At 71.1% G+C, this 13,737-nt stretch carries 14 protein-coding genes; 6 read left to right on the top strand and 8 right to left on the bottom strand.

The window, feature by feature from the left end:
- Window positions 1–85: 85 nt before the first annotated feature.
- Window positions 86–724, bottom strand: a complete 639-nt coding sequence (locus ACFWI9_RS28935; protein WP_387166531.1) for a DUF6758 family protein — start codon at window positions 722–724, stop codon at window positions 86–88.
- 200 nt (window positions 725–924) lie between these two features.
- Window positions 925–1,518 (bottom strand): suppressor of fused domain protein, encoded by a 594-nt coding sequence (locus ACFWI9_RS28940; protein ID WP_387166534.1) that lies wholly within the window; start codon window positions 1,516–1,518, stop codon window positions 925–927.
- A 481-nt stretch (window positions 1,519–1,999) separates the two neighbouring features.
- Between ACFWI9_RS28940 and ACFWI9_RS28945 the strand changes: the two genes are divergently transcribed.
- Together ACFWI9_RS28945 and ACFWI9_RS28950 are read left to right on the top strand one after the other, a co-directional pair.
- The gene (locus tag ACFWI9_RS28945; RefSeq protein WP_387166537.1) at window positions 2,000–3,115 is read left to right on the top strand and encodes a magnesium and cobalt transport protein CorA; all 1,116 of its coding nucleotides are present in this window, start codon (window positions 2,000–2,002) and stop codon (window positions 3,113–3,115) included.
- A 12-nt stretch (window positions 3,116–3,127) separates the two neighbouring features.
- The gene (locus tag ACFWI9_RS28950; RefSeq protein WP_387166540.1) at window positions 3,128–3,652 is read left to right on the top strand and encodes a hypothetical protein; all 525 of its coding nucleotides are present in this window, start codon (window positions 3,128–3,130) and stop codon (window positions 3,650–3,652) included.
- A 46-nt stretch (window positions 3,653–3,698) separates the two neighbouring features.
- Here ACFWI9_RS28950 and ACFWI9_RS28955 read toward each other — a convergent pair whose 3' ends face one another.
- Window positions 3,699–4,442 carry a hypothetical protein gene (locus tag ACFWI9_RS28955; RefSeq protein WP_387166543.1) on the bottom strand — a complete coding sequence of 248 codons (744 nt, stop codon included), beginning with the start codon at window positions 4,440–4,442 and terminating at the stop codon, window positions 3,699–3,701.
- Between the two features lie 187 nt (window positions 4,443–4,629).
- Between ACFWI9_RS28955 and ACFWI9_RS28960 the strand changes: the two genes are divergently transcribed.
- From ACFWI9_RS28960 to ACFWI9_RS28970, 3 genes are read left to right on the top strand one after another with little or no spacing between them, the layout of a single operon-like run.
- Entirely contained in the window at window positions 4,630–5,898 is a 1,269-nt protein-coding gene (locus ACFWI9_RS28960; protein ID WP_387166547.1) for a magnesium transporter MgtE N-terminal domain-containing protein, read from the top strand.
- Window positions 5,891–6,508, top strand: coding sequence for a DUF1003 domain-containing protein (locus tag ACFWI9_RS28965; RefSeq protein WP_387166550.1), 618 nt, complete (start codon window positions 5,891–5,893; stop codon window positions 6,506–6,508). Before ACFWI9_RS28960 ends, ACFWI9_RS28965 begins: the two co-directional genes overlap by 8 nt.
- 43 nt (window positions 6,509–6,551) lie before the next feature.
- Window positions 6,552–7,685 carry an Mrp/NBP35 family ATP-binding protein gene (locus ACFWI9_RS28970; RefSeq protein WP_387166553.1) on the top strand — a complete coding sequence of 378 codons (1,134 nt, stop codon included), beginning with the start codon at window positions 6,552–6,554 and terminating at the stop codon, window positions 7,683–7,685.
- 136 nt (window positions 7,686–7,821) lie between these two features.
- Here ACFWI9_RS28970 and ACFWI9_RS28975 read toward each other — a convergent pair whose 3' ends face one another.
- From ACFWI9_RS28975 to sigE, 5 genes are all read right to left on the bottom strand, one after another.
- Window positions 7,822–8,487, bottom strand: coding sequence for a hypothetical protein (locus ACFWI9_RS28975; RefSeq protein ID WP_387166556.1), 666 nt, complete (start codon window positions 8,485–8,487; stop codon window positions 7,822–7,824).
- A 152-nt stretch (window positions 8,488–8,639) separates the two neighbouring features.
- Window positions 8,640–9,074 carry a sec-independent translocase gene (locus ACFWI9_RS28980; RefSeq protein WP_387166559.1) on the bottom strand — a complete coding sequence of 145 codons (435 nt, stop codon included), beginning with the start codon at window positions 9,072–9,074 and terminating at the stop codon, window positions 8,640–8,642.
- A gap of 108 nt (window positions 9,075–9,182) precedes the next feature.
- Window positions 9,183–10,937, bottom strand: a complete 1,755-nt coding sequence (locus tag ACFWI9_RS28985; RefSeq protein WP_387166561.1) for a trypsin-like peptidase domain-containing protein — start codon at window positions 10,935–10,937, stop codon at window positions 9,183–9,185.
- A 129-nt stretch (window positions 10,938–11,066) separates the two neighbouring features.
- Window positions 11,067–11,873: an anti-sigma factor family protein gene (locus tag ACFWI9_RS28990; protein ID WP_387166563.1), complete on the bottom strand. Its 807-nt coding sequence runs from the start codon at window positions 11,871–11,873 to the stop codon at window positions 11,067–11,069.
- Window positions 11,870–12,652 (bottom strand): RNA polymerase sigma factor SigE, encoded by a 783-nt coding sequence (sigE, locus tag ACFWI9_RS28995; protein ID WP_387166566.1) that lies wholly within the window; start codon window positions 12,650–12,652, stop codon window positions 11,870–11,872. The genes ACFWI9_RS28990 and sigE overlap by 4 nt, the downstream gene beginning before the upstream one ends.
- A 161-nt stretch (window positions 12,653–12,813) precedes the next feature.
- Here sigE and ACFWI9_RS29000 point away from each other — a divergent pair, with 161 nt between their 5' ends.
- Complete coding sequence (locus ACFWI9_RS29000; protein ID WP_387166569.1) at window positions 12,814–13,479, top strand: O-methyltransferase; 666 nt, start codon at window positions 12,814–12,816, stop codon at window positions 13,477–13,479.
- The last annotated feature ends 258 nt before the right edge of the window (window positions 13,480–13,737 follow it).

The following is a 13,737-nucleotide window of genomic DNA, read 5'->3' on the forward strand; positions in this document are numbered from 1 at the left end:
GCCGTGGTCGCCGGGGCGGGGTCCGAGGCCCTACGGCAGCGCTGAACGCCCGGGTCACCGCCACCGCCGGCGGGGCTCGCAGCCGCTACAGCAGGAGCCGCGGGGACAGCGCCCCGCACGGCAGCAGGTCCACCTCCGAGCCCGCGTCCCGCAGATCGGTGAGTATCAACTCGTCGTACATCAGCAGCCCGGTCGACTCGGGCCAGACAACGGCCCACAGCCACAGCCCCAGCGCCTCGCCCGCGAAGACCGCGCGATCCTCGGGCACACCGTCGACCTGCCAGAGCGGGGTCGGCCGACCGGCGGCGAGCACCTTGGCCTGGGGCGGTTTGTCTACGGTCATACGCGGACCCGGGTCGGGTCCGTCGATCCCCGCGAACCGGGCACCGAGGCCGACGCCGAGCTCCTCCGCGACCAGCAGAAGTTCCCCCACGCCGCCCAGCGGTCCGGGACCGGAGCAGGCGACGGCGGTGGCGCGGCCTCCGCTGCGGTCGTCACCCGCGTAGGCGACTCCGGTGAAGAGCCAGCCGACCGGCAGCGGCCAGGGCATCCACACCGGCACCTTGGCCCGGGCCACGACGACGGTGAGGGCTTCGACACTGGGCGGGATCACCGGTTGCAGCGGCTGCACGGCACCGTGCACGTCGCACTGCCACGTATCGGCGAAGAGGCCGGGCGCCCTGACCCGGCCACCGCACTTCGGGCAACTGGGTTCGCCCCTCATAGCGCTCAACGGTCCTACCCGTCCGGCGTCACGTCAAGGACGATCACCCGTCCGGTTCGGTGGTTTCACCCTGGTTCACCAGCCGAAATTAGATGCACCATGCACCGGTCAGGCCCTGTCACCGATGCCCTTCCCGCTCCCGCTTCACGCGGAGCGGTCCGAACCCGCCTATGACACCGGTCACTTCACCAGGGCTGACCTCACGTCAGCGATACCGGCCCGCGCAGCGGGTCGCGCAGGTCCGTGCCGTGCTTCAGCCAGCGCTCCTGGAGTGCCGCCGCCCCGTGCACCCGCTTCCAGGCCGCTTCGTTCGGCGTCATCGGCAGCAGCGGCAGAAAGCGCACCGGCTCCATCGGTTCAGGCAGCTCCAGATCCCCGACCAGACCGCCGGGCTCGGCCACCAGCACGGAGCTGAAGGAGGCGTTCGGCCAGAGCGGCTCACCGACGTCCAGAGAGTTCCCCGGAGCCATGACCACCCCCTCCACCTGCGGCGACGACGCCAGGACGGCGAGCGGCCGCAGCACCTTGTCGGTATCCGCGAGCCCGCCGCGCACCGACAGCAGCAGCTCGGCGCGCGGCCCCCTCACCGGGTCGGCGAGTAGGTCCTCGGGGTCGTTCATGGGCTGTGCCGACATGCCCAGCGTGGCGTATCGGACGATGCCCCCGCCGTCCCTGTCGAGGAAGCGGAGCACCTCGATCCGGTCCGTGCCGAGGAACGTGACCGCGGCACGCGCGTCCGGCTCTCCGAACGCGGTAAGCAGACGGGCCTCGACCAGAGCAAGAATTTCTCCCATCCCGCGAGCATAGATCGCATCGGGAACGGGCAAAGGAAGAGATTGACCCTCAGTCGGCTGATAGGCTTGGCCGCCTGTTCGGGACAACATTTGCGTGACGGCGCCTCCGCGAGTCCGGAGATCAGCGCCCGTTCCCGACGACACGTCATCCCCTACGGGGGACCGGCCGGAGGAGGTGGGGCTGCGGTGGATCGAAGTCGATCGTGCAGTACCAACCGCTCTTCCGGGCACTTCCCCATCTTCTGACCGGTTTTCAGCGCCCTTCGGCCGACCGCGCTGTCCGGTCCGTCGATCTCCCGCGCCGCGTCGCACGATGGCATCGCGCACGTCGGAAGAGCACATCGCCCTTGCCTGACTGTCTGTAGCGAACGCCGTCACCGCGTCCCGCGGTGCCGCCCGCTTTGCGGACGTATCCAGAAAACGTCCCCATTCCGGGCTGTGCCACGCCTCGCAACGGCGGCTTCCCGTGAAGGAGCCTGCCATGTCGATGATCCGTGACCTGCGTCAAGCGGTCCGCCCAGCGCTGCGCAAGACCAGCAGCGCGTACAGCTCTTACGACGCCACCCGCGATCCTTCCGCCTCCAGCGCCGTCGTGGACTGCGCCGTCTACCGCGACGGCGAGCGCGTGGTGGACGGCGGCTGCCTCACCCCGCAGCAGGCGATGCTGCGGGTCCGCGAGGACGGCGGCTTCGCCTGGATCGGGCTGCACGAGCCGACGGAGGAGGAGTTCGCGGGAATCGCCGCGGTGTTCGGCCTCCACCCGCTGGCCGTCGAGGACGCCGTGCACGCCCATCAGCGCCCCAAGCTGGAGCGGTACGACGACACCCTCTTCACCGTGTTCAAGACGATCCACTACGTGGAGCACGCCGAACTGACCGCCAACAGCGAGGTCGTGGAGACCGGCGAGGTGATGTGCTTCACCGGGCCCGACTTCGTCATCACCGTGCGGCACGGCGGACAGGGTTCGCTGCGCAATCTGCGGCACCGCCTCCAGGACGACCCCGAGCTGCTCGCCAAGGGCCCGTCGGCGGTGCTGCACGCCATCGCCGACCATGTCGTGGACGGGTACATCGCGGTGGCGGACGCGGTCCAGGTCGACATCGACGAGATCGAGAGCGACGTCTTCTCGGCCCCGTCCAAGGGCAGCACCCGGGGCACCGACACCGGGCGCATCTACCAGCTCAAGCGCGAGGTGCTGGAATTCAAGCGGGCGGTGACCCCGCTGCTGCGCCCCATGCAGCTGCTGAGCGAGCGGCCGATGCGACTGGTGGACCCCGACATCCAGAAGTACTTCCGCGACGTGGCCGACCACCTGGCCCGGGTGCAGGAGCAGGTCATCGGGTTCGACGAGCTGCTGAACTCGATCCTCCAGGCGAATCTGGCACAGGCGACCGTGGCGCAGAACGAGGACATGCGCAAGATCACGTCCTGGGCGGCGATCATCGCCGTCCCGACGGCGGTGTGCGGTATCTACGGCATGAACTTCGACTACATGCCCGAGCTGCACTGGCGGTACGGCTACCCGATGGTGCTGGTCGGCATCGTCGGGGTGTGTCTCACCATTCACCGCACCCTGAAGCGCAACGGCTGGCTCTAATAGGCTGCGCACATGACTGAAGCCGCTGCCTCGCTGCCGCTGCCCGACCAGGCCCTGGTCGAAGAGGCCACCAAGAAGTCCGGTCTCATCTGGGTCCGGGGCACCGGCCCCGCCCGCGCGCTGTGGCACGTGTGGCACGAGGGCGCGGCGCATGTCGTGGGCGACGGGCCCGACGAGCAGCCGCTGCCCGGCCTCACCGCGGGCTCCACCGCCGAGGTGACCGTGCGCAGCAAGGACAAGGGCGGCCGGCTGGTGGTCTGGACCGCCGTGGTGAGCGAGCTCGCGCCCGGGTCCGAGGTGTGGGATGCCGCGGTACGCGAACTGAAGGGGAAGCGGCTGAACGCACCGGACGGCGAGGCTATGACGGAGCGCTGGGCACGGGAGTGCAGGGTGCTGCGCCTGGAGCCGTGCCGGGCCTCCACGGAGCACCCCGACGGATCGCTGGCCGCGCCCCCGCTGCCCACGTCCGCCACCACGCGTCGCCCCATCCCCGCGGCCCTCCCCCGTCTCCTCCTCCGCCGCGGAAAGCGGCGGTAACGGGTATTCGCGGGTTGCACCCCGCCTGGCGTGCGCGGGGGCCCGGCTACCTCGTGCGAGGGAGCTCACGGCCGTAGTCCACGCTCTCCCCCTTCTCCGGCGCGGCCAGCACGAACTCCTTGTTCCAGTCCGCCAGGGTCAGGACCCCAGCTCCGCCCGCACGGGAGAGGCGCAGGGGGTACGGGGTGCCCTTGAGGGACACGTCCAGCGTGCCGCCGCCGCCCTCGCCGCCGAGGACCTTGATGGTGCGGGTGCCGTCCACGGTGTCGTAGGCGCCCTTGCTGAGCTTGCCGTGCAGCCCGAGGATTCCGTCCAGCAGCGTGCCCATCTCGGTGAAGCCGCGTAGCTGCTTGTACGTGGGGTCGTCCTCCGGGACCTTCACGTACTTGTCGTCCAGCTTCTCCGCGGCCGTTCCGCCCGCCTGCTTCCAGAAGTCCGCGTCCGCCTTCAGATACAGCTCGTCGCCGACCCGCAGCAGTGCGAAGGCCGAGTTCTTCGTCGTGACGGAGCCGCTGCCGCCGGTCTTCTTGAGCCGCATGTTCAGCTTGTAGGTGCCGCCCTTGGACACCAGCGTCCCGGCGAGCCGCACCGACTGCGCCCCGTCCGCCGCCACCTTGGCCTTCTCCTCGATGGCGGGGGCGTCCAGCTTGCCGACGCCGTTCGTCCCCGCGTCCGGGTCCTCGCCGCAACCGGTGACCGCGGTGAGGGCCGCGGTGAGCCCCGCGCAGAGTGCGGCGGACACTGCCGTCCGACGGGCCCGGGCTGCGGCAGCCGGGGGGAGAGCGGTCACGTGCGCACTGCCTCTCGTCCTGGTGGTGGGGTGGCAAGAGGGCAGCGTACCCGGGGTTATCGAGCGCTCGGGAGGCGAGCCGGACGGACCGCTCACAGGAGCGGTGACGACCGGCGCGGGCTAGCCTGAACCAGTCTGAAACCACCACAAAGCGGCGTAGCAGAGCATTTGTGAGGAGGTGCAGAGTATGGCGGCGGGCGCTTCGCGGATCTTCGTCTCGCACCTCGCGGGCGTACCGGTCTTCGACCCCAACGGGGATCAGGTCGGCCGGGTACGCGACCTGTTGGCCATGCTCCGGGTCGGCCAGCGCCCGCCACGGCTGCTCGGGCTTGTCGTCGAGGTGCACGGGCGCCGCCGGATCTTCCTGCCCATGACCCGGGTCACCGGTGTCGAGTCGGGCCAGGTCATCACGACCGGCGTCGTCAACATGCGGCGTTTCGAGCAGCGGCCCACCGAGCGTCTCGTACTCGGTGAGCTGCTTGACCGCAGGGTCAGCCTCACCGGCTCGGGCGAGGAGGTGACCGTGCTCGACGTGGCCATCCAGCAGCTACCGGCCCGCCGTGACTGGGAGGTCGACAAGGTCTTCGTACGCAAGGGCAAGGGCGGGGCCCTGCGCCGCAAGGGCGAGACGCTCACCGTCGAGTGGTCAGCGGTCACGGGTTTCTCCCTGGACGAGGACGCCCAGGGCGCCGAGAGCCTGGTCGCCACCTTCGAGCGGCTGCGGCCCGCCGATGTGGCCAACGCCCTGCACCATCTGACGCCCAAGCGCCGCGCCGAGGTCGCGGCGGCGCTCGATGACGACCGGCTGGCCGATGTCCTGGAGGAGCTCCCCGAGGACGAGCAGGTGGAGATCATCGGGAAGCTCAAGGAGGAGCGGGCCGCGGACGTGCTGGAGGCGATGGACCCGGACGATGCCGCGGACCTGCTCTCGGAGCTGCCGGAGGAGGACAAGGAGCGGCTGCTGATGCTGATGCGGCCGGACGACGCCGCCGACGTCCGCCGGCTGCTCTCCTACGAGGAGCGCACCGCGGGCGGACTGATGACGCCCGAGCCGATCGTGCTGCGCCCTGACGCGACGGTGGCGGACGCCTTGGCGCGGGTGCGCCAGCAGGACCTCTCGCCGGCACTCGCCGCCCAGGTCTACGTCTGCCGGCCGCCCGACGAGACCCCGACCGGAAAGTACCTGGGCACGGTGCACTTCCAGCGGCTGCTCCGGGACCCGCCGTTCACCCTGGTCAGCTCGATCGTGGAAACCGACCTCCCGCCGCTCGCCCCGGCCACGGGGCTGACGGCGATCACCAGCTATCTGGCCACGTACAACATGGTCGCGGCGCCGGTCGTGGACGAGAGCGGTTCGCTGCTGGGGGCGGTGACGGTGGATGACGTCCTCGACCACCTGCTGCCGGAGGACTGGCGCGAGGCCGAGTTCGAGGGGACGGGGGCCGCCGATGAGTGAGTACGGCCTCACCGAGCGCGGCGACGGCAGGGACAGGGAGCGGGAACGGGAACGGGAACGCGACAGGGAACGGGAACGGCAGTCGGGCGGGCAGCGGCCACGGGCCCGGCTGGACATCCCCCGCGCCCGCCGCCGCAGGATGCTCCCCGAGTACGACCCCGAGGCCTTCGGACGGCTGTCCGAGAAGATCGCCCGCTTCCTGGGGACCGGACGGTTCATCGTCTGGATGACCCTCACGATCGTCGTCTGGGTCCTGTGGAACATCTTCGCCCCGGACTGGCTGCGGTTCGACAAGTACCCGTTCATCTTCCTGACCCTCATGCTGTCGCTGCAGGCCTCGTACGCGGCCCCGCTGATCCTGCTGGCGCAGAACCGCCAGGACGACCGCGACCGGGTCAACCTGGAGCAGGACCGGGCGCAGAACGAGCGGTCGATCGCCGACACCGAGTATCTGACCAGGGAGATCGCGGCGCTGCGGATGGGGCTGGGCGAGGTCGCCACCCGCGACTGGATCAGGTCCGAGTTCGAGGACCTGCTGCGGGAGCTGGCGGACCGTCCCGGGGTATTCCCGCCGGAGGCACCTCGGGTACGTGACGAAGGCGACCGCTGAGGGGCGTCCCCGGGCCGGCATCCGGCGCCGTACCATCGTCCGTATGGTTACGGAAGACGCGGTGCTCGAAGCACTGGCGACGGTGAACGACCCCGAGATCAACAAGCCGATCACCGACCTCGGCATGGTCAAGTCGGTCGAGATCGGGGACGACGGCGCGGTTGCCGTCACGGTCTACCTCACCGTCTCCGGCTGCCCGATGCGCGAGACGATCACCCAGCGTGTCACGGACGCCGTCGCGGCCGTCGAGGGCGTCACCCGCGTCGAAGTCTCCCTGGACGTGATGAGCGACGAGCAGCGCCGCGAGCTCGCGGCCACGCTGCGCGGCACGACCGCTGAGCGGGAGGTGCCGTTCGCCAAGCCCGGCTCGCTGACGCGGGTCTACGCGGTCGCCTCCGGCAAGGGCGGTGTGGGCAAGTCGTCCGTGACCGTGAACCTCGCGGCGGCCATGGCCGCCGACGGGCTGAAGGTCGGTGTCGTGGACGCCGACATCTACGGCCACAGCGTGCCCCGGATGCTGGGCGCCGACGGCCGTCCCACCCAGGTCGAGAACATGATCATGCCGCCGTCCGCGAACGGTGTGAAGGTCATCTCGATCGGCATGTTCACCCCGGGCAACGCTCCGGTGGTCTGGCGCGGCCCGATGCTGCACCGCGCGCTCCAGCAGTTCCTGGCGGACGTGTACTGGGGCGACCTCGACGTGCTGCTGCTCGACCTGCCGCCGGGCACCGGCGATATCGCGATCTCCGTGGCCCAGCTGGTGCCGAACGCCGAGATCCTGGTCGTCACCACCCCGCAGCAGGCCGCCGCAGAGGTCGCCGAGCGGGCCGGTTCCATCGCCGTGCAGACCCACCAGAAGATCGTGGGCGTGGTCGAGAACATGTCGGGCCTGCCCTGCCCGCACTGCGACGAGATGGTCGATGTCTTCGGTACGGGAGGTGGCCAGATGGTCGCCGACGGGCTGACGAAGACCACGGGTGCGACGGTGCCGGTGCTGGGCCAGATCCCGATCGACGTCCGGCTGCGCGAGGGCGGCGACGAGGGCAAGCCGGTGGTGCTGACCGATCCCGAGTCTCCTGCCGGTGCGGCGCTGCGGGCCATCGCCGGAAAGCTCGGCGGCCGTCAGCGCGGGCTGTCCGGTATGTCGCTGGGCATCACCCCGCGCAACAAGTTCTGAGCCGCACGGACAACCGAACCGCGTAAGCCGTCCGAGCCGCGCGAGCCGTCCGAAACCGCGCGGCCGCCGACCGCGCCGAGGGGCACCGTTCATCACGAACGGTGCCCCTCGGCATACGGCCGGTGCGGAGGGGGCCCTACAGGTACGTGCCGAAGTCCCGCACCGTCGAGAAACCGAGTCCGTACGCGCTCATCCCGCGCCCGTACGCGCCGATGTGCACACCGCTCTCCGACGAACCGGCCAGCACCCAGCCGAACTCCGACTCTCGGTAGTGGAAGGGCATCGGGACCCCGTCCACGGGCAGCGAGAGCTCTGACCAGGCCGGTCCCGCCAGGTCGTCCGCCAGCTCGAACGCGGTCTCGGTCTGCTGGCCCAGCCAGTCGTCCCGCAGGCTGTGGTCCAGCTGCCCGGGCCAGGTGTAGGCGAGCAGCCCGGAACCGGCCAGCCACGCCGCGGACGACACCGTGGTGGCGTCCAGGACGCCGGTGCCGTCGCCGGTGCGCCGCACCGGGCTCGCGGCGACCGTCACGACCACAGCGAAGCGTTCCTTCTCAGCAGTGGTCGCGTCGGACTTTATCGTCGGCTCGTCGCCATGACCCACGGACCCGTGCTGCACCGTGCCGTCGGCCGCGGCGCCGACCTGCATCAGCCAGCGCGGCCCGCTGAAGGCCTCGTCCAGTCCGTACCAGGGGAAGGGTGCGCGCAGATAGCCGTCGACCGTACGCCGGGCCGCGGGCACCTCCTCGGCGGTGGATGCACTGGGCGCGCTCCGCGCCGCCCCTGCCCGACTCGTCGTCTCCATCTATCCGGCCGCCTCCTCGTTCACCAGGGTCCGGAGTGGCCCGCCCCCCTCGGGCGTCCTCGTTTCCCGGACAGATGGAGGATAGCCACCCGGCACCGGCTCGCCGGGATTGATGGCACGGGCGTGACTCGGGTGGCGTCTGGGACGGCGGCTCAGGTGGCGTCCGCGTCGAACGGCGGGCGCTCGCCCTTCTCGACCGTTTGACGCTTCCTGAGCAGGTCGCCGGAGCCCGGCGAGCCGTTCACGACCGCCGGGGCCGAAGCGCTGGGCTCCTTGCCGTTCACCGCGTCGGTGACGTCGTTCAGATCCTGCCGGAAATCGAAGCTGCTGCGGATCTCCCTGAGGTCCTCGTTCTCCAGCTGCTTGCGGATGAACGCCTTCGGATTGAGGTCGTCGAAGTCGAAATCCTTGAATTCCGGCCCCAGTTCACGGCGGATGTCGTGCTTGGCGTTGTCGGAGAACTCCCGGACCTTGCGAATGAAGCGCGAGACGTCCTGGACGACCTTGGGCAGCTTGTCCGGGCCGAAGACGAGCACGGCGAGGACCACGAGCGTGACCAGCTCGAGTGCGCCTATGTCATTGAACACCTGCTGCTCCTCGTGTTCGTGTTCTCCGTGTCTCGCCTGACCGCGCATACGGCGGCCCGGTCCACCGTACCCGGCGAATCCGTCGGGGCGGTACCTCCGGGGTGTCCGTTACGTACCGCTGGATGAACCAAGGGTCAGCGTCCTGGTCTGCTCCTTGCCGCCGCGCACCACGGTGAGTTCCAGCTCGTCGCCGGGGCGGTGCGCCCGGATCTTCACGATGAGCTCCTCGCCGTTGTGCACCCGCTGGCCGTCCACCTTGGTGATGACGTCTCCCGGGCGGATGCCGGCCTTGGCTGCCGGGCCGCCGGGGGTGATCGAGGACGAGCCGTCCCTGCTCTTCTCGCCGACCCTGGCGCCGTCGCCGGCGTACTGCATGTCGAGGCTGACGCCGATCACGGGATGGGTGGCCTTGCCCGTGTTGATCAGCTCTTCCGCGACCCGCTTGCCCTGGTTGATGGGGATGGCGAAACCGAGCCCGATGGAACCCGCCTGGCTCCCGTCGCCCTCGGAACCGGTGCCGCTGCCCGCCGCCCTGATGGCGCTGTTGATCCCGATCACCCGGGCCTTGGAGTCCACCAGCGGGCCGCCGGAGTTGCCGGGGTTGATGGGGGCGTCGGTCTGGAGCGCGTCGACATAGCTGACATCGCTGCCGTCGCCCTTCTCACCGCCCGCGGTGATGGGGCGCTCCTTGGCGCTGATGATTCCGGCCGTGACGGTGTTCTGGAGGTCGAAGGGGGCGCCGATGGCCACGACCGGGTCGCCGACCCGGACGCTGTCGGAGTTGCCGAGGGGCAGCGGCTTGAGCCCGGACACCCCGCTGACCTTCACGACCGCGAGGTCATAGCCGCTGTCCTTGCCGACCAGCTTGGCCCTGGCCGTCTCGCCGCCGCTGAAGGTGACGCTGATCTCGCCCGAGCCGCCGGCCGGGGCGACCACATGGTTGTTGGTGAGGATGTGGCCCTGCTTGTCGAGCACGAACCCGGTGCCGGTGCCTGACGCGCTGCCCCCGGTCACATGCAGGGTGACGACACCGGGGAGGGCACTGGCCGCGATGCCCGCGACGCTGCCGGGGGCCCGGCCGGAGTTGTCGGCGGCGGCCTGGGGCAGCTCCACTGTGGTGAGGCTGCCGCCGTTGCGCTCCAGATAGGCGCCGACGGCTCCTCCGGCGACCCCGGTGACCAGCCCGAAGGCGAGGAGTACGGCAACCGCGGAACCCCTGCGCCTCTTCTTAGGCGGCTCACCGGTCTGGCTCAGGGCGGCCGCGCCGGGAGTGCTCCAAGGGTCGTACTGCGCCCACTGCGGCGGCTGCGGGAACGTCGCGGTGGGTGCGGTGGGCGCCGGCACCGGGGCGGGTGTGGGCGGCATGGGCGGGGCGTATCCGGCCGGCGCCGGAGGCTGCGCGGGCACGGGTACGGCGGTTCCGTGCGCGGGAGTGCCGAGCGGATGCTGCACCGGCGGGGCGGGGGCCCAGGGGCCGGGGCCGCCATAGGGCGGCGTGTGGCACTCATCGGACTCGTGCAGCGGCTGTCCACCGGTCGCCTGGGCCGGAATGGTGGGACCGGGGGCATCGGGAACCGCGGGGGCCCCTTGGGCCTCGGCGGCCTCGAACCGGGTCTGGTCCGTCCTGGGGCCGGGCACCGTCGGCGCGGGTACCGCGGAAGCGGGTACGGCGCGAGACGGCACCGTGGGCGGCTCGGTGGTCACCGGCGCGGGCTCGGGAGCCGCCAAGGTGTACTCGGACTGATCATCCACGGGGCGGGCGGCAGGAGCCGGAACCGTGTCCGTGAGACCGGGCTCCGGGGCGGCGTCACCGGGTCGGCTCCACCACTTCGGCTTCGGCCCCGTCTGCTTCCCGTGCTCCATGCTCTCCCCGCAACAGCTCGTCCACGCGCCCCGCCCGGGGGCACCCCAACCTGGATTCAACCAGGTTTGCGCATGGCGTCACACAGCGCGGGCGCCCAGGAACCCGGGCGGGCCACCGGGCACCCGGCCTCAGGGCACGTCGGGCGCGACGAGCCGCGTGGGGTACGGAGTGGTGGCGGGCGTCGGTTCCGGGGCGTCCGCGAGTCGGTAGGCGGAGTCCACGGGACGTATCAGCGCCGGTGGCGTGGGGGTGAACAGGTCCGACGGCACGAACGGCTGGGTCAGGGGCCGGACCGGCGCGGATGAGGCGGTACCCGTACCGGCCGCCTGCTGTGCCGCGGCACCACCGCGGCGCCGCCCGTCGGTGCCCGACACCGGGTTGGGTGCCGCACTCCGCTGCGGAGTGACGTTGCTCCCCCGGCCGTCCCCGCGAGCCGTGCCATCGCCAGGGGCGCCCACCGGCAGCGACCCGCTCAGGGCGATCGCGGCGAACGAGACCGCGCTCGCCGCCGTCAGCGCCAGCCTGCGGCCACGCCACACCGAGCGCTCGGCCTCCTGCCGCCCCACCTCATGGATCCGGAATCCGGCGTCGGAAGGAGGGAAACCCTCCGGCCTCATACCGAAGACGCCGTCGGGTAGACGCCCTCCGCCGAAGGGTCCACGCTGCGCGTCGTCATCGGCGGGCTGCCCTCCCGGCGGCCCGCCGGGCAAACCCTGCAAGCGGGCGAGGAACCCTTCGGACGGCGGCGGGGGTGCGGTCGCCGCGAACACGCTCTTCAGCCGGCGCTGCGCGTCGGCCTCCGCCTTGCATTTGGGACATGTCGCGAGGTGGGCCAGCACCCGGTCACGCGTGTCGTGTTTCAGCTCGCCGTCGATCAGGGCGGCGAGCCGATCCCCCAAGTGCTGCTCCGCGGGGGAAGGGCCGATGCCGCTCACTGCGCACCGCCCTCCCCCGCCCCTGCCACGGCTGCCGCGAAGCCTGCCGGGGCACGCTGCTCGGCCCGGGCCTCCGGGGAGCGGTGCTGGAGCGCCTTGCGCAGATGCGAGCGCCCGCGGTGGATACGGCTGCGGACGGTGCCGAGCTTGACGCCGAGCGTCGCCGCGATCTCCTCGTACGAGAGCCCCTCGATGTCACAGAGCACCACCGCGGCACGGAACTCCGGGGCGAGGGTGTCCAGCGCCTGCTGCACATCGGCGTCGAAGTGGGTGTCGTGGAAGACCTGCTGCGGGGAGGGCTCCCGGCTGGGCAGCCGCTCGGCCGCGTCGTCGCCGAGCGCGTCGAAACGGATCCGCTGCTTACGGCGGACCATGTCCAGGAACAGGTTCGTGGTGATGCGGTGCAGCCAGCCCTCGAACGTCCCCGGCGTGTACGTGGCCAGGGAACGGAAGACCCGGACGAAGACCTCCTGGGTGAGGTCTTCCGCGTCATGCTGGTTTCCGGTCAGACGGTAGGCGAGGCGGTAGACCCGGCCGCTGTGCGTACTGACGATGTCCTCCCAGGTGGGAGGGGTCCACGCGGTCGATTCCGCAGCCGGTGCGAAGGTCGCGGTGGAAACGGAGTCGGCCTGGCTGGAGCGGGTGTCGTCAGCGGTGTCGGTCACGGATTTCGGCTCACCCGCCGACCGGAGCAGGCGCCGTAGCACCCCTTTCCGATCCACAGGCGCAGCCGCACCTCCCCTGTCGGCTCTGGTGGTGTCCAGTGGAGCCCCTACCATAGCCACCTCGCCCGTTAGCTCCGGATAAGAATCTTTACGCGAATTTGGGGCCGGGCGGCACTCGCCCGCCTGTTTTCCCCGCCCCGTTTCACCGCGCCTACGCCTCTTCTCAACGCCCGGTCCCATCTGCGGGTTCCCGGGCACAGCGGATACAGTCACCGTTGCGCCAACTACGGGAACAGGAGAGGGCCATTACCGCCAACCGGCAGACGAGCTGGGCGTTCGCCGACGCCTTTGTCGCCGAGGACGAAGCGTTGCGCTGGGCCCGTGAACTGGCCCGGGACGCGGCGCTGCCCTCGGTGTCTCCAGGCACCGGCGCCGCTCTGCGACTGCTGGCGGCCGCGGCCGACGCCAAGGCGGTGGCGGAGATCGGGACGGGCACGGGAGTCTCCGGGATCTACCTTCTCCAGGGCATGCGCCCCGACGGCGTGCTGACCACCGTGGACCCGGTACCGGAGCTCCAGCAGTTCGCCCGGGAGGCGTTCCGCGCCGCGGGCTTCGCCGGCAACCGGGCGCGTTTCATCCCCGGACGCGCGCTGGACGTGCTGCCCAGGCTCGCCGACGGCGGGTACGACCTCGTCTTCTGCGACGGCGACCGGCTGGAGCTGCTGGACTACCTCGCTGAATCGTTGCGCCTGCTGCGACCTGGGGGTCTTGTGTGCTTCGAAGGGGCATTCGCCGATGGGCGCACGGTCGACGCGGCAGCGCAGCCGGTCGATGTGCTGCGGATGCGGGAGCTGTTGCGGGCGGTCCGTGAGAGCGAGGTGCTCCTGCCGTCGCTGCTGCCGGTGGGGGATGGCTTGCTGTGCGCCGTGCGGCGCGGCTGAACCCCGGGGGGACGGGCTCGGGTGTGCGGGCTTGCCCGTCCCCGTAGGGCGCTGCCGAGGCCGTTCATACGGACGGGCAAGCCCCCTAGCTAGTGCCGCGTCAGGCAAGGTTTGCCCGTCAAGGAGCGGCGTCCGGTGCATGGGGCCTCCCCTGGCCCGCAACGGCCGAGGGGGTGGGGCCTCCCCAGGCCCGCAGGGGCCGAGGGGGTGGGGCCTCCCCAGGCCCGCAGGGGCCGAGGGGGTGGGGCCTCCCCAGGC

The organism is Streptomyces sp. NPDC127084, from assembly GCF_042724175.1.
Classification (GTDB): Bacteria; Actinomycetota; Actinomycetes; order Streptomycetales; family Streptomycetaceae; genus Streptomyces.